Annotated in this window: 23 protein-coding genes and 2 tRNA genes; 15 read left to right on the top strand and 10 right to left on the bottom strand. The window is 63.4% G+C overall.

What is annotated here, in order from left to right; translation table 11 throughout:
• The first annotated feature begins 101 nt into the window (after positions 1 to 101).
• Positions 102 to 956 (top strand): ABC transporter ATP-binding protein, encoded by an 855-nt coding sequence (locus tag AC4FWB_RS31590; protein ID WP_491030139.1) that lies wholly within the window; start codon positions 102 to 104, stop codon positions 954 to 956.
• Positions 957 to 970: 14 nt separating this feature from the next.
• Entirely contained in the window at positions 971 to 1846 is an 876-nt protein-coding gene (locus tag AC4FWB_RS31585; RefSeq protein ID WP_491030138.1) for an ABC transporter permease, read from the top strand.
• Here AC4FWB_RS31585 and AC4FWB_RS31580 read toward each other — a convergent pair.
• Together AC4FWB_RS31580 and AC4FWB_RS31575 are read right to left on the bottom strand one after the other, a co-directional pair.
• The gene (locus AC4FWB_RS31580; RefSeq protein WP_491030137.1) at positions 1827 to 3215 is read right to left on the bottom strand and encodes a sensor histidine kinase; all 1389 of its coding nucleotides are present in this window, start codon (positions 3213 to 3215) and stop codon (positions 1827 to 1829) included. The genes AC4FWB_RS31585 and AC4FWB_RS31580 overlap by 20 nt on opposite strands.
• 21 nt (positions 3216 to 3236) lie before the next feature.
• Positions 3237 to 3905: a response regulator gene (locus AC4FWB_RS31575; protein WP_491030136.1), complete on the bottom strand. Its 669-nt coding sequence runs from the start codon at positions 3903 to 3905 to the stop codon at positions 3237 to 3239.
• A 482-nt stretch (positions 3906 to 4387) separates the two neighbouring features.
• Here AC4FWB_RS31575 and AC4FWB_RS31570 point away from each other — a divergent pair, with 482 nt between their 5' ends.
• The 4 genes from AC4FWB_RS31570 to AC4FWB_RS31555 all read left to right on the top strand — a co-directional run bounded on the left by AC4FWB_RS31570 (position 4388) and on the right by AC4FWB_RS31555 (position 5737).
• Entirely contained in the window at positions 4388 to 4651 is a 264-nt protein-coding gene (locus AC4FWB_RS31570) for a DUF680 domain-containing protein (RefSeq protein ID WP_491030135.1), read from the top strand.
• A gap of 52 nt (positions 4652 to 4703) precedes the next feature.
• The gene (locus tag AC4FWB_RS31565; protein WP_491030134.1) at positions 4704 to 4910 is read left to right on the top strand and encodes a DUF680 domain-containing protein; all 207 of its coding nucleotides are present in this window, start codon (positions 4704 to 4706) and stop codon (positions 4908 to 4910) included.
• A gap of 281 nt (positions 4911 to 5191) precedes the next feature.
• Complete coding sequence (locus tag AC4FWB_RS31560) at positions 5192 to 5437, top strand: DUF680 domain-containing protein (protein ID WP_491030132.1); 246 nt, start codon at positions 5192 to 5194, stop codon at positions 5435 to 5437.
• A 57-nt stretch (positions 5438 to 5494) separates the two neighbouring features.
• Positions 5495 to 5737, top strand: a complete 243-nt coding sequence (locus AC4FWB_RS31555) for a DUF680 domain-containing protein (RefSeq protein WP_491030131.1) — start codon at positions 5495 to 5497, stop codon at positions 5735 to 5737.
• Between the two features lie 226 nt (positions 5738 to 5963).
• Here AC4FWB_RS31555 and AC4FWB_RS31550 read toward each other — a convergent pair whose 3' ends face one another.
• The 5 genes from AC4FWB_RS31550 to purM form a co-directional block, all read right to left on the bottom strand.
• Complete coding sequence (locus AC4FWB_RS31550) at positions 5964 to 6473, bottom strand: SixA phosphatase family protein (RefSeq protein ID WP_491030130.1); 510 nt, start codon at positions 6471 to 6473, stop codon at positions 5964 to 5966.
• 9 nt (positions 6474 to 6482) lie between these two features.
• The gene (locus AC4FWB_RS31545) at positions 6483 to 6824 is read right to left on the bottom strand and encodes a type II toxin-antitoxin system HicB family antitoxin (protein ID WP_491030129.1); all 342 of its coding nucleotides are present in this window, start codon (positions 6822 to 6824) and stop codon (positions 6483 to 6485) included.
• A complete protein-coding gene (locus AC4FWB_RS31540) occupies positions 6821 to 7075 on the bottom strand; it encodes a type II toxin-antitoxin system HicA family toxin (RefSeq protein WP_491030128.1) in 255 nt (84 codons plus the stop codon). Before AC4FWB_RS31540 ends, AC4FWB_RS31545 begins: the two co-directional genes overlap by 4 nt.
• A gap of 61 nt (positions 7076 to 7136) precedes the next feature.
• Positions 7137 to 7844 (bottom strand): phosphoribosylglycinamide formyltransferase, encoded by a 708-nt coding sequence (purN, locus tag AC4FWB_RS31535; RefSeq protein WP_491030127.1) that lies wholly within the window; start codon positions 7842 to 7844, stop codon positions 7137 to 7139.
• Positions 7841 to 8920 carry a phosphoribosylformylglycinamidine cyclo-ligase gene (gene purM, locus AC4FWB_RS31530; protein ID WP_491030126.1) on the bottom strand — a complete coding sequence of 360 codons (1080 nt, stop codon included), beginning with the start codon at positions 8918 to 8920 and terminating at the stop codon, positions 7841 to 7843. The genes purN and purM overlap by 4 nt, the downstream gene beginning before the upstream one ends.
• Before the next feature lie 334 nt (positions 8921 to 9254).
• Here purM and AC4FWB_RS31525 point away from each other — a divergent pair, with 334 nt between their 5' ends.
• The 3 genes from AC4FWB_RS31525 to hdaA are packed head-to-tail and all read left to right on the top strand — an operon-like array spanning position 9255 to position 11683.
• The gene (locus AC4FWB_RS31525; protein WP_491030125.1) at positions 9255 to 9827 is read left to right on the top strand and encodes a CDP-alcohol phosphatidyltransferase family protein; all 573 of its coding nucleotides are present in this window, start codon (positions 9255 to 9257) and stop codon (positions 9825 to 9827) included.
• Positions 9784 to 10977, top strand: a complete 1194-nt coding sequence (locus tag AC4FWB_RS31520) for an AI-2E family transporter (protein ID WP_491030124.1) — start codon at positions 9784 to 9786, stop codon at positions 10975 to 10977. The genes AC4FWB_RS31525 and AC4FWB_RS31520 overlap by 44 nt, the downstream gene beginning before the upstream one ends.
• A 1-nt stretch (position 10978) precedes the next feature.
• Entirely contained in the window at positions 10979 to 11683 is a 705-nt protein-coding gene (hdaA, locus tag AC4FWB_RS31515) for a DnaA regulatory inactivator HdaA (protein ID WP_491030123.1), read from the top strand.
• A 265-nt stretch (positions 11684 to 11948) separates the two neighbouring features.
• Here the strand turns inward: hdaA and AC4FWB_RS31510 are convergent.
• Both AC4FWB_RS31510 and AC4FWB_RS31505 read right to left on the bottom strand, forming a co-directional pair.
• Positions 11949 to 12025: transfer RNA gene (locus AC4FWB_RS31510), tRNA-Pro, on the bottom strand.
• A 74-nt stretch (positions 12026 to 12099) separates the two neighbouring features.
• Complete coding sequence (locus AC4FWB_RS31505) at positions 12100 to 13296, bottom strand: flavin-containing monooxygenase (protein WP_491030122.1); 1197 nt, start codon at positions 13294 to 13296, stop codon at positions 12100 to 12102.
• Between the two features lie 369 nt (positions 13297 to 13665).
• On the opposite strand from AC4FWB_RS31505, the gene AC4FWB_RS31500 reads away from it, so the two are divergent.
• The 4 genes from AC4FWB_RS31500 (at position 13666) to AC4FWB_RS31485 (ending at position 14687) form a co-directional block, all read left to right on the top strand.
• Positions 13666 to 13971, top strand: a complete 306-nt coding sequence (locus AC4FWB_RS31500) for an ETC complex I subunit (RefSeq protein WP_126084876.1) — start codon at positions 13666 to 13668, stop codon at positions 13969 to 13971.
• A 56-nt stretch (positions 13972 to 14027) separates the two neighbouring features.
• Positions 14028 to 14104 (top strand) — tRNA-Arg (locus AC4FWB_RS31495).
• Between the two features lie 70 nt (positions 14105 to 14174).
• Entirely contained in the window at positions 14175 to 14483 is a 309-nt protein-coding gene (locus tag AC4FWB_RS31490; RefSeq protein WP_491030121.1) for a HigA family addiction module antitoxin, read from the top strand.
• A gap of 51 nt (positions 14484 to 14534) precedes the next feature.
• Complete coding sequence (locus AC4FWB_RS31485; protein WP_491030120.1) at positions 14535 to 14687, top strand: hypothetical protein; 153 nt, start codon at positions 14535 to 14537, stop codon at positions 14685 to 14687.
• A 106-nt stretch (positions 14688 to 14793) separates the two neighbouring features.
• Here the strand turns inward: AC4FWB_RS31485 and AC4FWB_RS31480 are convergent, their stop codons facing one another.
• A complete protein-coding gene (locus AC4FWB_RS31480; RefSeq protein ID WP_491030119.1) occupies positions 14794 to 15579 on the bottom strand; it encodes a hypothetical protein in 786 nt (261 codons plus the stop codon).
• A gap of 250 nt (positions 15580 to 15829) precedes the next feature.
• Here AC4FWB_RS31480 and AC4FWB_RS31475 point away from each other — a divergent pair, with 250 nt between their 5' ends.
• Positions 15830 to 16411: a CatB-related O-acetyltransferase gene (locus tag AC4FWB_RS31475; protein ID WP_491030118.1), complete on the top strand. Its 582-nt coding sequence runs from the start codon at positions 15830 to 15832 to the stop codon at positions 16409 to 16411.
• Between the two features lie 94 nt (positions 16412 to 16505).
• Positions 16506 to 17468, top strand: coding sequence for a glycosyltransferase family 8 protein (locus tag AC4FWB_RS31470; RefSeq protein ID WP_491030117.1), 963 nt, complete (start codon positions 16506 to 16508; stop codon positions 17466 to 17468).
• The last annotated feature ends 394 nt before the right edge of the window (positions 17469 to 17862 follow it).

Below are 17862 nucleotides of genomic sequence, written 5' to 3'. Positions count from 1 at the left end.
TGAAATCAATTTGGCAGCGGCGCTTTCCGGATGCCGATGCATGGCAAGCCTAAGGGGCTTGAGCCGCAGGCATCCTCGCACCATCGCCACAGGAGTGTGCCATGCAGTTGCAAACCATGGCGGCCGAGAGGCTGTCTCAGGCCGCGCCGCCGGCCGATGCTGCGATCGCCATCGACGACGTGACGCTGCGCTTCGTCACCCCCGACGGCCACATGATGACGGCGATCCGCGATTTCACCATGACGGTGGCGCGCGGCGAATTCGCCTGCGTCGTCGGGCCGACCGGCTGCGGCAAGTCGACGACGCTCAACCTCGTCACCGGTCTGTTGCGGCCGACAACGGGCAATGTCCGCGTCATGGGCAATCCGGTCACCGAGATCAGCCGCGACATCGGCTTCGTCTTCCAGGCCGACGCGCTGTTTCCGTGGCGCAGCGTCATCGACAATGTCGCCGCCGGCCCGCTCTATCGCGGTACCCCGAAGGCAGAGGCTTATGAGCGGGCGCGCGACTGGATTGCCCGCGTCGGCCTTGCCCGCTTCGAGAAACACTATCCGCACCAGCTTTCGGGCGGCATGAGGAAGCGCGTCGCACTGGCGCAGACCTTCATCAACCAACCAAAAATCCTGCTGATGGACGAACCGTTCAGTGCGCTCGACATGCAGACCCGAACCGCCATGCAGGACGAGCTTCTGGGCCTCTGGTCGGAGCTCAAATCCTCCGTCGTCTTCGTCACCCATGACCTCGAGGAGGCGGTCGCGCTGGCGGACAAGGTCTATGTCCTCACCGCCGGGCCGGGCACGGTGAAGAGCGTCTACCGCATCGACCTGCCGCGCCCGCGCGTCATGGCCGACATCCGCTACGATCAGAAATTCATCGAGATCGCCAAGGTGATCTGGAACGACCTGCGCGAGGAAGTGCAGCTCGGCCAGAGCCTCAGCCTGCAGACTGGCCATTGAAAGGAGATTCCGCAATGACCGCCATCTCTTCCACCGACCAGGCTGCCGTGCGGGCAACCTCGATCGTCGCCGCCGAAGCCCGGGCGAGGGCGCGGCTGCGCCGCCGCCATGCTTTGGTCATCGGCCTGCGTCTGGCGATCCTGATTGTTTTCCTCGGCCTTTGGGAACTCTGCGCCGACTACAACATCATCGATCCGTTCTTCTTCTCCAGCCCCTCCGGCATCTGGGAGCAGATCTGGTCCTGGGTCACGGAGGGCACCTCGCAGGGGCCGCTCTGGCTGCAGATCTATGTGACGCTGGAAGAAACCTTCCTTGGCTTCGCCATCGGCGCTTTGGGCGGCATCGCCGCCGGCATCATCCTCGGCCGCAACAAGCTCCTGGCGGATGTCTTTTCCATCTACATCAAGATAGCCAATTCCGTGCCGCGCGTCGTGCTCGGCTCGGTGTTTATCATCGCGCTCGGGCTCGGCATGGCTTCCAAGGTGGCGCTGGCCGTCGTCATGGTGTTCTTCGTCGTCTTCGCCAACGCCTTCCAGGGCGTGCGCGAGGCCGACAGGGCGATGATCGCCAACGCCCAGATCCTCGGCGCCTCGCCCTATCAGATCACCCGCACCGTCATCATCCCGTCGGCGATGAGCTGGATCCTCGCAAGTCTCCATGTCAGCTTCGGCTTCGCGCTGGTCGGCGCCGTGGTCGGCGAGTTCCTCGGCGCCAAGCAAGGCATGGGCTTGTTGATCTCGACCGCACAGGGCGCCTTCAACGCCAACGGCGTCTTCGCCGCCATGATCATCCTGGCGGTGATGGCGCTGGTGGTGGAGTTCCTCATCACCCGCTTCGAGAACTATGTGGTGAAGTGGCGTCCAGCGCCGTTCAACGAGCAGGGGACCTGATCGCTCCGTCATCGGATGAGGCCAGCGGCAGCCGTACCTCAACCTTGAGCCCGCCGCCGGCGGCATCGCCAAGCGAAACACTGCCGCCGGCATTCTCGACCACCTCGCGCACGATGGCGAGGCCGAGCCCGCTGCCTTCCTCGGTAGCACCGGCCATGCGGTAGAAGCGCTCGAAGACCTGCTCCCGCTCGTCGGCCGGAATGCCGGGGCCGGTATCGGTGACCGTCAGCACGCCCTCGCGATCGATCGCGGCCAGCCTGACGGTCACGGTTCCGCCAGCCGGCGTGTAGCGCAGCGCGTTGTCGACGAGGTTGACGATCATCTCGCGCAGCATGGTGCCGTCGCCTATGACGGGCACCGGGCCGGTTTCCTCGAGCCCGAGATCGATGTTGCGCTCGATTGCCTTCGGCGCGTGCGTTTCCAGCACCTGACGGGCGGCTTCGGTGAGGTCGATGCGGTCGGCGCGCGGCCGCCGGCTGCCTGGCTCGGCGCGTGACAGGGTGAGCAGTTGTTCAGCCAGACGCGCCAGGCGGCCGGAACTCGCCTGCAAGGCGACCAGCGCCTCCTGGCGCTGGTCGGCCGCACTCTCGCGCAGCGCATAGCTTGCCTGCGTCGACAAGAGCGCCAGCGGCGTGCGCAACTGATGCGCGGCATTGGCAATGAAGCGGCGCTGCGCTGCCATCTGCGCCCGCACGCGCTCCATATAGGCGTTGAGCGCATCGATCAGCGGCCGGATCTCGCTTTGCGCGCCAGGCACCTCGACCGGATCGAGATCGCTGCGCTCCGGCGAGCGCACCGCATCGCGCAGCCTGATCAGCGGCGCCAGCCCGCGGCGCAGGCCGAGCAGCACGAACACGCCGGCAATCGCCACCAACGCCAACTGCTGGGCGAAGGCGCTGAACCACAGCCGCTTTACCATCGCGTCATGACCGGCAAGCGTGACGCCGACGGTGACCTTGATCGGCGAATCCGCGCCGGCGCCGATCACGGCATGGTCGAGCGTCGCAAGACGCAAGGGGTGATCGCGATAGGAAGCCTCGATGCTTCCGCCCCGCGGCGCGTCGGGCAGGTCGGGATAACCGGTGAGCAACCGGCCGTTCGCGGTCTCGACGCGGTAATAGACGCTGTCGCGGTCGCCGGTGTCGAACATCTCGATCGCCGCCGGCGGAATGGTGGCGTCGAGAACGCCGTCGGCCATCGCCACCTGCTCGGCGATCGCGCGCGCCGAGCCGACCAGCATGCGGTCGGTGACGAGGTCCGCGGTCGCCAGCGCGTTGCGCTGGCTGGTCCAAAGGTTGACGGTCGCCAGCGCGGCCAGCGGCAGCACCACCCAGGCCAGCAATTGCAGGCGGAGGCTGCTAATCCTCATGGCGCTTAATCTTCATGGCCCCTAATCTTCATGGCGAAGCAGATAGCCGAGGCCGCGCAAGGTGGCGATCTGCACGCGCGAGCCTTCCAGCTTCTTGCGCAGGCGATGCACGTAGATTTCGATGGCGCTGGGGTCGGCGTCGGTCTCGAAATCGTAGATCGCTGCCGACAGCGCCGCCTTGCTCACCGTGCGCCCGGCCTTGACCACCAGCTGCTCCAGCACCGCATGCTCGCGCGGTGTCAGCGACAGCGTCTCGCCGGCGAGCGAGAACAGCCTGGTGTTGGTGTCGAAGACGAGATCGCCGCAGGAAATGATCGGCGCGGTCCGGTCGTTGGCGCGGCGCAGCTGCACGCGGATGCGCGCTTCCAGTTCCTCGATCTGGAAGGGTTTCGCCAGATAGTCGTCGGCGCCTTCGTTGAGGCCCTTGACCCGGCCGTCGAGGCTGGCGTTGGCGGTGAGCACGATCACCGGCACCGGATTGCCGCGCGCCCTCAGCCGCTTCAGCACCTCCATCCCGCCCATGCGCGGCAGGGCAAGGTCGAGGATGATCAGCGCATGATCGCCGGCCGCAAGCGCATGCTCGACGTCCTCGCCGTCATGGACGACGTCGACGACATAGCTCGCCTGGCGCAGCGTCTTGCTCAGCCAATCGGCCAGTTCGCGATTGTCTTCGACAAGCAGGAGCCGCATCGTTGATCGCTGTTCAGGAATGCCTTTGTCCGATGGCGACGGCGCTTCGCAAGGTACGGCCGGCGATCCCAACGGATGCTTGAAGACAATCGATAATATCGATCCGCCGGCAAGGCAAACGCCAGCTAAGACCCGCACCGGCGACCGGTTCAAGTCCAAATTCGCTCCGCCAAGAAATCAAACCGAACGGTTCGGTTCAATTTATGTTGACGGATCGTGTAATCTGAGTGAACGGTGGCTGGCCGGTCCGAGAGCTCGTGTTCTGCAACCTGGAAGATAAGCTATTGATATTAAATCATAAGAATGTGGCAGCCGCGCTGTTCGCACGATTTCAAGTCCGAACCGTTCGGTTCGATTTGCACATTTTCGTGATTGGAAACGGCAATAGGGCCGACCCATCTCGGGGTGGTCCGAGCGACGCGAATTTCCATTACGGCACGCCACTAGACGGACACGACTTTTGAAAATCTGGAGTATCTAAAATGAACAAGATTGCTCTTACCGCCGCGGCCCTTCTCGTTGCCACGGGCAGCGCCTTTGCCGGCAGCGACCATTATGGTTCCGACAATGTCAACCAGCCGACCGCCAACCAGTCGGCCGTGGCCCAGTCCGGCGACAACATCGACCGCACTCCCACGGCTTCGATCCGCAGGCCGGTCGAGCGCCGCCGCGAGTTCGCCCATGAGTTCAGGCTGACGCCCGAGCAGGTCCAGCCGGAATCCGGCCAGGGCATCTGGGGCCGCTAAGGCGGTCTCGCCCCGAGCCAAACACATCAACCTCAAATCCGGAGTAACCAAAATGACCAAGATCGCTCTTACCGCCGCCGCCCTTCTGGTCGCCACGGGTGCCGCTTTCGCCGGCTCCGACAACTACGGCTCGGCCAACGCCAACCAGCCGGCCGCCTCAGTCGACACCTCGTATACCGCTTCGATCAAGAAGTCGGATGCGAATGTCCAGAAGCCGCTGACCCAGGGCGCTGACCACGACCTCTTCGGCAACCACTAAACGGTTCCGACCTTCGAAAGAACCTCAAAGCGGCGGGCTTGTCCCGCCGCTCTGTTTTTGTGGAGCCGGCTATCGGTGGGCTTGAATCGGCTCCAAAGCAACTCCTCCTATCTCTTTGTTCGAGAGGGGCTTTTTGGCGGGAGCCTGATCGTTGTCCCTCGGGCGACCGGCGAACGAGAAATTTCGCCCGGGAATAAAACCGGGCCGTTCCGGGTCTTGTCGGCAGCGGGGCCATCCTCCCAAGGCACCGCCGATGAAACGACAGGACAAGGAACACTGAGATGACCAGGATCGCATTCGCCGCCGCCGCCATGCTCGTCGCTGCCATGGGCAGCGCCTCTGCCGGCAGCGACCATTATGGCGCCGACGGCGCCAACCAGCCGACCGCCGGCGCCGATCACATGATGACCAGCTCAATCCGCGTGCGGGACATGGCGCACCACCAGGCTTCGCTGGCGGCCGCAACCAGCCAGACCGTCGCCGACATCATTGCCCGGCACAATGACGACGGCCTTTGGGGCCGCTGACGCCGCTTCGACCTCCCAAAACCTCCACCACACTTTCAGGACAAAGGAACCGCTGAAATGACCAGGATCGCTCTCACCGCTGCTGCCATGCTTCTCGCCATCGGTTCTGCCTTTGCAGGCAGCGACCACTATGGCGCCGACAATGCCAATCAGCCGACCGCGGGTGTCGACCGCGGGCTCACCGCCTCGGTCCGCAAGCACGAGGCCGCCAAGTCCGCAAATGTGGATTCCACAATGACGACCGAATCCGCGCCGTCGCAGGCCTGGCCGGATCCGGGCCAAGGCATCTGGGGCAATTGATTTTTCTCCCGGAGAACGAAAGGCGGCGGGCTTGCTCCGCCGATGACGCGCCAATCTCCCCCCTTGTGGGGGAGATGTCCGGCAGGACAGAGGGGGGCGCGAAGGAACGCTACCAAGCAATTTCGGCCTATGGGTTGTGAAACACAGGAGAAGTCGGCGGGACAGCGCCCCCCTCTGCCTTGCCAGGCATCTCCCCCACGAGGGGGGAGATTGGCAGCTTTGGCGTCTACCCCAAATCCTTCGGCCTGATGAAATGCGTCAGCCTGGCGTCACCGAAATCGAGCTTCGCCCAATCCTCGTCCACCGTGAGCCGCACCAGCGCCGCCGTCGGAAATTTCGCTTCGATCTTCTTGAACACATCCGCATCAGATCCAGCACCGGCGAGCCGCAGCGCAAAATTCTGCAGGCCGGGGTTATGGCCGATCACCAAAAGGCTCGTTGCCTTTGCTTGCCGCACCCGCGCCAGAATGGCGGCCGGCGCCGCCTCGTAGAGCTCCTCAGCGAACTCAGCCGGCACATGCTTCGGCAGTTCCTGAGCAACCAGCCGCCAGGTGTCGCGGGTGCGCAACGCCGGCGAGACCAGCGCCAGATCCGGCAGCCAACCGCGCCGCGAAAGCTCCCGCCCCATTAGCGGCCCCGTCTTCAATCCCCGGCCCGAGAGAGGCCGGTCGAAGTCAGCGAGTTTGGAGTCGTCCCAACTCGATTTCGCATGGCGCAGGATGAGCAGTTGCCTCATTGGCATTGTTCAGCCGACCTGCTTGTCGGCAGCTTCCCGCAAAACCTCTTCCCCCCACTGGTTCAGGCTCTTGCCGGCGATTTCGGCGGCCAATGCGACCTTTGAGTGAATCGACGGATCGACGCGGAGCATCAGATTGCCGGAGTAGGGCTTTTGCGGCGATTTGCCGATCTTGGCGCAGGTTTCGATATAGTCGTCAACGGCCTCATGGAAGGCTGCCTTCAACGCTGCCACCGTGTCCGCGTGGAAAGACACGCCGTCGCGAATGCCGGCAATCCGACCGAAGAAAATCTCGTCGTCATCATCATAGTCGACGCGGGCGGAATAGCCCTTGTAGGTCATCGCGTTCATGGTCTTACTCCGATCCTCGACAGAAACTGGCGAGCTTCTCTCACCTGATATCGTTTCGCTTCCTTTGCCGGATGTGGGCGATGGAAGGTCTCCACCTCGCCTTTGAACACGAAACGCACGCGCGAGCCGCTTCCCTCGACCAGTTGGCAGCCGACCGCTATCAGCAAAGCCTCAATATCGGCCCATTCGATGCTGCTCGAAACCGGGTCGGCGAAGATCGCTCTAAGCACGCGTTTGTGCTTGCTGTTCATGCAAGCACAAATAGGCAAGTGACGATGGATTTGCAATCAAATTATGATTGCATATTGCGCGCTACGGCGTGATCCGCGCCAGCTGTTCGAGGTCGGTTTCCTCGCGCAACGGGTTCGGCGCCATCACCACCGAGGTGGCGTTGTCGGCGTCGTCGGCGAAATGGGCAAGCACGGTGTGGCCCTTTTCCATGCGCGCCTTGCCCTCGGCGACCAGACCGAGCGCCAGCGGATACAGCCGGTGCTCCACCTTCAGCACCCGCGCGGCTAAAGTGTCCTCATTGTCGCCGACCATCACCGGCACGGCGGCCTGCGCGATAATCGGGCCGTCATCCATCTCGGGCGTGACGAAATGCACCGAGCAGCCATGAATGCGCACGCCGGCGCGGATGGCGCGCGCATGCGTGTCCAGGCCCTTGAAGGCCGGCAGCAGGGCAGGGTGGATGTTGACCATGCGGCCTTGCCATTTCTCGACCAGGCCACGGCCGAGGATGCGCATATAGCCTGCAAGCGCCACGATCTCGGCGCCGAAATCGGCAAGCGCGGCATCGATCGTGGCATCAAATGCGTCCTTGCTCGGATGGTCGGCCCGCTGGATCACCTTGGTGGCGATGCCGCGCGCGGCCGCGATGCCAAGGCCCGCGGCGTTCGCCCGGTCGGAAATCACGCCGACGATCTCGGCCGGATAGGTCGGGTCGGACGCCGCCGCGATCAGCGCCGTCATGTTGGAGCCGCGCCCCGAGATCAGGACGACCGTGCGTTTCCTGCTCATAGGCCGATCGAGCCCCGATAAATCACGCCGGCATCACGGCGCGGCACGATACGGCCAATCGGCGTCACAGTCTCGCCCGCTTCCTGCAGCACCGCCGCAACCTGCGCCGCCTGACCGGAAGCGACGGCCAGGATCATGCCGATGCCGCAGTTGAAGGTGCGCATCATCTCTTCCGGCGCGACGCCGCCGGTCTTGGCAAGCCATGAGAACACCGGCGGCACGTCGATCGCCTCGAGGTCGAGCTCGGCCGAAAAATCCTTGGGCAGCACGCGCGGGATGTTTTCGGGAAAACCGCCGCCGGTGATGTGGGCCAGCGCCTTGATGCCATGCGTGTTGCGGATCGCCTTCAGGATCGACTTCACATAGATGCGCGTCGGCTCGAGCAGCGCCTCGGCGAGGCTCAGCTCCTCGTTGAACGGCGCCGGATCGGTCCAGCCAAGCCCGCTTGCCGCAACGATCCGGCGCACCAGCGAAAAGCCGTTGGAATGCAGGCCGGAGGAGGCGAGGCCGAGCAGCACGTCGCCCTCGACGATGTCGTCGGTCGGAAGCAACTGGCCGCGCTCGGCCGCGCCCACGGCGAAGCCGGCGAGGTCGTAGTCCTTGTCGTGATACATGCCGGGCATCTCGGCTGTCTCGCCGCCGATCAGCGCGCAGCCGGCCTGACGGCAGCCTTGCGCGATGCCGCCGACGATCGAAGCGCCCTGGTCAGGATCGAGCTTGCCGGTGGCGAAATAATCGAGGAAGAACAGCGGCTCCGCGCCCTGCACGACGATGTCGTTGACGCACATGGCGACGAGGTCGATGCCGATCGTGTCGTGCTTGCCGGAATCGATGGCGATCTTGAGCTTGGTGCCGACGCCGTCATTGGCAGCGACCAGCACCGGGTCGGTGAAGCCGGCCGCCTTCAAATCGAACAGGCCGCCGAAGCCGCCGATCTCGCCATCGGCACCCGGCCGGCGCGTCGCGCGCACCAGCGGCTTGATCTTCTCGACCATCAAATTGCCGGCATCGATATCGACGCCCGCCTCGGCATAGGTGAGCCCGTTCTTGCGCTTGGCCTTATCGCCCTTGCTCATCTTCGGCTCGTCCCTGTTTCCATTGCGGGCTCTTCGCATGAATGGTTTCGGGGAGCAAGGCATGCGACAGCCAATCTCCCCCCTTGTGGGGGAGATGTCCGGCAGGACAGAGGGGGCGCTGTCCCGCCGGCTTCTCAGTGAATCGTCTGCTCAAACTCCTAGACGACCTTTCGAACCATTTTTCCGCCAACCTTGAACGTTGGCGTTCCTTCGCGCCCCCCTCTGGCCTGCCGGCCATCTCCCCCACAAGGGGGGAGATCGGCAGCTCCTCCCTTGCGCCCACGTCTGATCTCCCTCATCTATTTCCCAAAACGCGCCACGACGGGACATGCGGTTGACCATACCCAACATGATCACGATCATGCGGCTGCTGCTGGTGCCCGCGGTGGTGCTGGCGATGCTGCAGGCGCGTTGGGAGTGGGCCTTTGCCGGCTTCCTTGTCGCCGGCCTTTCCGACGGCGTCGACGGCTTCATCGCCCGTCGCTATCAATTGTCCTCGCGGCTCGGCGCCTATCTCGATCCGATGGCCGACAAGCTTCTGCTGGTATCGGTGTTCGTCGTCATGGGTTTTGCCGGCGAATTGCCGCTTTGGCTTGTCGTGACCATGGTTTCGCGCGATGGGCTGATCATCGGCGCCGTGCTTTTGTCCAGCGTGATGGCGCATCCGGTCGAGATGAAGCCGCTGTTCGTGTCCAAGGTGAACACCGCCGTGCAGATCGCGCTGGCGGCGCTGGTGCTGGGCGAGCTTGCCTTTTCCGTTCATCTCGATCCGCTTCGGCCGGCGCTCATATTGCTGTCCGGGGTCTTGACCGTGGCTTCGGCCGCGGCCTATCTCGTGGCCTGGCTAAGGCATATGAGCGGCTATGGCGAAGGCTCCCAGAACGGCAGTTCCAAGACGGGCACCTGACAGCGAAGCTTGGACGGCCGCGGCGTCGACCGCGTTGCGCCGGCAGATCGCGTTCTGGCTGATCGTCGCCGTGCTTCTGGCGCTGTTCCTCTACGTCTTCTCGGGCATCCTGCTGCCTTTTGTCGCCGGCATGGTGCTGGCCTATTTCCTCGATCCGGTCGCCGATCGACTGGAGCGGCTGGGGCTTTCCCGGCTGATGGCGACGGTGGTGATCCTCATCGCCTTCATCGTCGTCGTCGTGCTGGCCTTCGTCATCCTGGTGCCGGTGCTGGCGACCCAGATGGCCGATTTCGCCCGCAAGCTGCCGGAATATCTCACGCGCCTGCAGTCGCTGATCACCAGCTTCGATCCGAAATGGCTGGAGCAGCGTTTTGGCGTCAACGCCGCCGGCCTGCGCGACGGGCTGAACTCGCTGCTCACCTCCGGCTTCAGCCTGTTGACCACGGTCTTCACCTCGATCTGGAGCTCGGGCGTGGCGCTGGTCTCGGTCGTCAGCCTCTTCGTCGTCACCCCGGTCGTCGCCTTCTACATGCTGCTCGACTGGGACCGCATGGTGGCCGTGGTCGACAGCTGGGTGCCGCGCGACTATGTCGAGACGGTGCGCGCGCTCGCCCGCGACATCAATACCGCCACCGCCGGCTTCGTGCGCGGGCAGGGCACGCTCTGCCTTGTGCTCGGCGGCATGTACGCCACGGGCCTGACGCTGACCGGGCTGAACTTCGCCATCCTCATCGGCTTCTTCGCCGGGCTGATCTCCTTCATCCCCTATGTCGGCTCGCTGACCGGGCTGGTGCTCGCCGTCGGCGTCGCCTTCGTCCAGTTCTGGCCCGACTGGACGATGATCGTGGCGGTGGCCTGCGTGTTCTTCGTCGGCCAGTTCATCGAGGGCAACATCCTGCAGCCGAGGCTGGTCGGCAAAAGCGTCGGCCTGCATCCGGTCTGGCTGATGTTCGCGCTGTTCGCCTTCGGCGCGCTGTTCGGCTTCGTCGGCCTCTTGATCGCGGTGCCGGCCTCGGCGGCGATAGCGGTGCTGGTGCGCTTTGCGATTGCCCGCTATCTGGAATCGCCGCTCTACAATGGCCATGCCACCGAACCCGCGCCGCCGCTGCCGGCGGATCGCGGCGGCGGCCACCGCTCGCCGCGTGGCTGAAATGTCTGATCATAGATCCGATCCGCCGCGCCAACTGCCGCTCGACCTCGGCCACGGCACCGGCTATTCGCGCGACGAGCTCGTCGTCTCCGGCACGAACGCCGAGGCCGCGGCACTCGTCGACCGCTGGCCTGACTGGCCCTCGCCGGTGGTGGTGCTGGCCGGCCCTCCGGGTTCCGGCAAGACGCACCTTGCCCAGATCTGGCAGACACACGCCGATGCGGTGGCCATAGATCCCGACAGGATCGGCGAGCACATCGCCGGCCTTGGCGCCAGGCCTGCGCTCATCGACGACATCGACAGGGGTCCGATCGACGAGCAGGGCCTGTTCCACCTGATCAACACCGTGCGCGGCGCCGGCTCAACGCTGCTCCTGACGGCGCGCCGTTTTCCCTCCGCCTGGCGCGTCGCGTTGCCCGACCTCATCTCGCGGCTGAAGGCGGCGGCGACGGTCGAGATCCACGAGCCGGACGACCTGCTGCTCGCCGGCGTCATCACAAAGCTGTTCGCCGACCGTCAGGTCGAGGTCGAGCCGCATGTCGTGCAATATCTGGTGCGGCGCATCGAGCGCTCGCTGGCGACCGCGATGCGCGTCGTCGAACGCCTCGACCGCGCGGCGCTGGAACGCAAGACGCCGATCACCCGCGCTCTCGCCGCCGAAACCGTCAGCGCCATGGACGAAGGGCAGGGCGAGTTCGATATTTAGACCGCCGACCTTCTGGCTGTCCCATTCCGGGACGATCCCGCTGGCATCCATCTTGCAACGTGAAATACGCCGGTTAATCCCGGTCCCGGTCCGCGTTTCAGATCGGGTTGTAGGCTCGCCGGGCTTGAGGTTGTTGGGGACTCGCCCGGCGGGTTTACGGTTTTCTCGAAGCTTCGAATTGAGTTGGGCGGCCGACGATCGCTCCGGCCCCGGACCGACCTGCTTGGTTGCGCGGAGCGCAGGCTGCAAGGCTTTCAGAAAAAACTGGTCGGAGTGGCGTGATTCGAACACGCGACCCCCTGATCCCAAATCAGGTGCGCTACCAGGCTGCGCTACACTCCGACGCTCGCGGCGTATAGGGTTCCGTGGCCCGGAAGGCAACCCAAAAACGGAAGCTCCGCACGCAGAATAGCGCCTCAGCGCTTTTGCCTGGCAATCCTACCGGCGATCGCGGCGCCCTGGATGCGGGCATTGGCGAAGCAGCCGCGAATGCTCGGCCGCATGCCGGTGAACCAGAGGCCCGGCAGCTTGGGGTCGCTCGCCGCGCCGTTGAACAGTGGCACGCCCTTGGCGTCGAGCACACCGAGCCCGCCTACCATCGCTTCCAGCCCGGTACGGTAGCCGGTCGCGGCAATGACGATGTCGGGCGCGATCGCCTGGCCGTCTTCCAGAACGACGCTGTCGTGCCTGAATTCCTTGACCTGCGGCACGACGATGATGCGGCCGGCCTTTATCGCGTCGACCGCGCCGTCGTCGGCGGCGATCGCCGTATAATCCGAGCCGAGGCGGCTGGCGCCCCCCGCCGGGGCAGGGGGCAGGCCGAATTTCTTGAGGTCGCCGAAGACCAGCCGCTGCGTCGCCGCCATCACCGCATCCGCCAGTCGGGCCGGCAGGCTCGCCATGAAGGGCGAGAAGCGATGCACGGCGATCTTGCCGATGCGCTTGGGCAAGAGCGACGGCCCGTTGCGCGCCGAAAGCCACATGTGCCCCGTCTCGGCGCCGGAAAGATGGTTGAGCGCGTCGAAGCCGGAATTGCCGGCACCGACCACCAGCACTTTTTTCCCGGCGTAGTCGCTCGCCCGGCCGAAATCCGCCGAGTGGATGATCCGCCCTGCGAAATCCTTCATGCCTTTCCAGGCCGGGATGAAAGGCTGCCGGTCGCGTCCGGTGGCGATCACCACGTGGCGGGCCGCCCGAGGTCCCGTGCTGGTCTTCACCAGCCAGTGATCGCCGCGCAATTCGATTTCCTCGACGACGACGCCGAAAGCGATCGGCAGCCGGTGCGTCGCGGCGAAGTCGTTGAACAGGCGGATCACAAGGCTGCGGTGCGGAAAGGCGGGGGTGCCTTTCGGAAAGGAAACGCCGGGCAGCGTCGAGAGGTCGCGATGCGTGTTGAGATGCAGGTTCTCATGGCGGTTGTGCCAGGGCTCGGCCAGCCGTCCCTCGCGCTCGAGGATCTCGGTGGCGACCCCGGCCTCGATCAGCGCGTATGCAGCCGCCAACCCCGCCGCGCCGGCGCCGATCACGATCGCGCCGTCGAGGATCGCCGGCGCCCCGGTCCAATCCGGCGAGATTTCCGCTTCCATGCCCATTCTTGTCTTTGTCGTCGTCATGGCCCTGCAGTGCCACGGTCATGTATCCGACATATGCCGCTGGCAAGGCAATGGGAATAGGCCGCGGTTGCAAAGAGCCCCGGCATTGTGTCGCGGATAGGGTGGTTAGCCGTTTCGGCCGTTCGCCGGATCGGCTTGACGATGCACCCAGCTTGAAGGGCCTTGCAAGCCGTCATCCGATGGCTGGAGCGGCCAGGCTGGTCGCCTGACCTTCCGTTAATGTCCGGACCGGCGCGAGGTTCCGCCATCCGTGGCCGCTTGCCGCCGGCGCCGTTGCACAGTATTGACGGATTGGCGCGCGACCCAACCCGGTTTTTGGACGGGCGCCGCAAAAAGGGTGCCCGGTCGTCGGGCGGCAACGAGGTGGTCATGTCCGCGCGCATTTTCAGCCCAGCCAAAACCGCGATGCAGTCCGGCAAGGCCAAGACCGGCCATTGGGTGCTGGAGTTCGATCCGGCCCAGCGCAAGAAGATCGACCCGCTGATGGGCTACACCACCTCGGGCGATATGCTGAGCCAGGTGCGGCTCACCTTCGACACGAAGGAGGAGGCGGTTGCTTACGCCGAGAAGCAGGGCATCGCCTTCCGCGTCGAGGAGCCGAAGGAGACGAAGCGCCGGCAGATTTCCTATTCGGACAATTTCCGCTATGACCGCAGGACGCCCTGGACGCATTAGGCAAGAGACGAGCGTCGCCCGGCGTAAGTCGCATCAACCGGCCCTGGCCGGCCAGCGGTCCCGTAGCTCAGCTGGATAGAGCACCGGCCTTCTAAGCCGATGGTCGCAGGTTCGAATCCTGCCGGGATCGCCATTCCTCAATTCCCGACCTGGAGAATGGCAGAGCGCATCCCGGCGGCGGACAGATTGGAGAAGTCCGGTTTATGAGCGAGCACAGGCCGAAGCGTCCGATCGAGCGCTGCCCGTCCCATCCGGGAGCGCTGCTTGAGGACATCATCCCGGCAACCGGAAAGACCAAGGTGGAGATTGCCAGGCTGCTCGGCATTTCGCGGCAGCAGCTCTACGATATCACCCGCGAGAGGAAGCCGATATCGCCAGCCGTCGCGGCGCGGCTTGGAAAGATGTTCGGCGATGGCGCCGCCATCTGGCTTCGCATGCAGGCCGCCCATGACGCCTGGCACGCCGAACGGGAAGTCGATGTGAGCGCCATTCCGACCTTGCGCGCTGCGTGAGAGTGTCGGCGCGGTGATCGCGGCGCTACGTCCCGCAGTTTCGGTGGGCGAATGGCGGCGCGCGGCCGCGTCTATCTGTCGAACGCGACGATCGGCGGCCGGTTCGCGCTGCACGCCTGGTTCGTCAACCGCTGGACCGTCGATGATTTCGTGGAAGCGATCGTTCCCGAGGTGACCGCCGCCGCCAGGGAACTGAACGCCTGACCACGCCGGAAATTGTGCTTGATCGACAGCCTTCTGGAATCCGTAGGCCTCAGATTTCCACATTTCAAGGCGGCTGCGCCGGCCGAAAATCCGCTGGGATCCAAGGTCAAAATGACCACTTATGCCGCTGGTGCCACAAATCTACAGGCGTTCTCCAAAGCCGATATCGGGCCCCTTCCGCGATCTGCTCCGGAATTGGCAGCGCCTGGAATGCGCTGAAGAATTGACGAACGCGCGGTCCGGCGAAGAGCTTTTTGCCCCTCGTATTGTAGTCCCAGACAGGAAGGCGATGCGGTCTGATATTACGGCCATTTTGGGATAGAGCTACACCAATGCAGAACTGCTCTGGGGCATCTGTTTTTGTCAATTCGCGCACGGCCAACATGGCACCGTAGGCATCTTGTATGGCGCCGAGATTTTCCCTGTGAATGCCAAGGATGCCGCTCTGCCACATCGGTTCGTGGCCGGTAAGCACGTAGTTGCCGATCTTGACGCCCCTTCCGGCTAGAACCGGATACATGGAGTGCGGCCCCTCGCACTTTCTCATGAAAGAAACGGTCGGCATGATTTCGCGAAAGCCGTTAGACGGGTCCGCAATCGGGTAATGGTCCGAGTCCATGAAAATCAGACGATCTGCCTGCTTTAGCAATTCAATCAGGAATCCAGCCTTGACGCCAAAATGGTAGCGCTGGTTGAACGATAACTGCTGTTTGCGCTCATCTGTGATGGGCATCGTCTCGAACGGGTAACCTCGAAAGAGTTCGGGCTTGTCGGTTGCGACGATAATCCTGGCTTTCGGGCTATGATGCAAAAGCTTAAGCGCGCTGAGTAGCGCGCCGAGATGATAAAGCTCGTTATCGCCATAGGCGATGTAACCAAAGACGTCATTCATTCAGTCAAGTCGTTCATTCTGTTGATTAGAAGGGGCCATTCCCTCTTGCACTATCAACACTCCCAGTCGCAATCCACCGCAAAACACAGGGTCAACAGACGAAAAAAGGCGGCAACCGACATCTTCGGCATTTGGTCCCAAACTGAAGATCTCTCCGCTCGGTCGAATGCGCGGCGTATGAAGCCCCAGGCTTGTAGATTTGGCCCGTCTGCGGCTATGTCGGTAATGTGCTGGGGGCAGGTTCTTCACAATGTCCATATTTTCCAAATGGCTGAGGGATGCGCGCTCCAAATTGCCGGAGGATGTGACGGTCGGTCGCCACACCTATGGCGTGACCTGGCGAAAGGTCTTGTTCCCTTCCAGGGACGCTCCGCTGAGAATCGGAGCCTTCTGTTCGGTAGCGGGGGAAGTGCTTTTCATGTGCGCCGGTCAGCACCCGACCGACAGCGCCACGACATTTCCGATCCATAGCCGAATGCTGAACCAGCCCGATCCGTTCGGGAATGGCGGTAGACCAAGCGGCATCACGATCGGTAATGACGTCTGGATCGGCCACGGCGCCATAATATTGCCAGGGATAGCGATCGGCGACGGCGCGGTGGTCGGCGCCGGGGCGGTGGTCACGAAGAACGTGTCGTCCTACGCGATCGTCGGCGGTTCTCCGGCCCGACTGATCAGATATCGCTTTTCTGAAGACGTCATCTCGAAACTGCTGGCAATCCGGTGGTGGGAATGGGGTGACGATAAGATCGAAAAGGAGGCCGGTACCCTCACTGGGCCCATCGAGACTTTCATCGAGAGGCATTTTGTGGCAGGCAGCGCTTCGGAATAGCGCGGCCAGGATAAATATTTGGGCGACCCGGCCAAGGTAACCGCACCGATTTTTGATTGGCCCTTTACGCGAACTGATCTCACGGGGGGCAGGCTTGAAGCGCCCATGCTACTTTCTGGCCGCCGACGCCAGCTATTTTCCTTATGCCTGCCTGACGGCGCGCCGGATACTGGATGTTTCCGCGCCAATTGATGGTTTCATACTCCACGTCAAGGTTGATGACGGCGCCATGCAAGTCGCGAGGAGGCTGCTTGGCGACAGGGTAGCGCTGCTCGACGTGTCCGACTTCATGAATCGGGTAGGCTTCCGCTTTGGTACCTCCAGCATCGCTGCCTATGTCCGCCTGTTCGCGGACCTGCTGCCGCAATTCGATGGCTATGACCGGCTCGCTTATACCGATTGTGACGTTCTATTTAATCGGGACATCAATGACCTTGCCGGCCAAGAGTTGCGCGCGCCACTGCTCGCAGCTCACGACGATTACATGTACTTTCGACCCTCTTATCGCGAAGACCTTAAAATGCAGCCGGGGGCGCCGTATTTCAATTCTGGGGTCGTGCTCTTCGACATGGATGCCGTTCGCAAGGAAGGTCTTCTGGAGCGAACGCGCCAAATCGCCATTCAGGGAAAAATGAACGATCAGAATGCCCTCAACGTCGCCTTCGAGGGCAAATGGCAGACGATGCACCCGAACTGGAATCTGCAATCGCTTGGGACAAGGGAATTTCGCTTCTTGCAAGCCTATGCCCGGCATTTCGCCGGTGGCAAGCCATGGGGCAACCAGGTTGGGGTCGAGCTTGAAGCCATCAATATTTGGCGCGATCTGGCAAAGGATACGCCGTGGGGTAAGCCCTTTCAGCAGCGGGTGCCGTTCGAGCGCGGCGTGATGAAGCGCTTCGCACGGCGGTTTGACGCTGTCGCCGGCCTCTTCGGCAAGGATGTCCATCGTCGGCGTGCGCACTATGACGGAGCGAAGATGCACCAGATTTATGCCAAGCATGCAGACGAAGGCGCGATGGCCGTTCAATTCCCGGAAGTGCTTGGCGGGTTCGGCTGATTGAGGTGCCGAACCTGTTCGGAGGTGACACCCCTGTGGATAGTAACCACTCATTCATCACGCCCCGGCCTTGGCGTTGAACGCGAACGTCCGACGCGGTGAAAATGAGAGGGCCTGAACAACAGGCGCCCCGAAGCCCGGCGACCGACGTTTTCATGTACCCCGTGGGATGCGCTCTGAACGCTCCAAGTATGCGTCGGTCGCCGCGGTTCTCCGCCCTGGACCGGCGCGGCGCACGCTGCCCGGAATCAAGCCCGCCCCGGCGATGGCAGGGGAATCGCACATGAGTAGAATTGGACTCTTGCGGCGGTTATCGAAATGGATTCTGAAGGACCTCTGGATGATCGGAGGTCGGCATGGTGTTTCTGGATGTATTTGGCGAGGTTCCGGACCC

The organism is Mesorhizobium sp. LEGMi-168a, from assembly GCF_058312955.1.
Note: the sequence above shows the minus strand (reverse complement) of the source record. Positions and strands in the feature narration are given on the sequence as shown.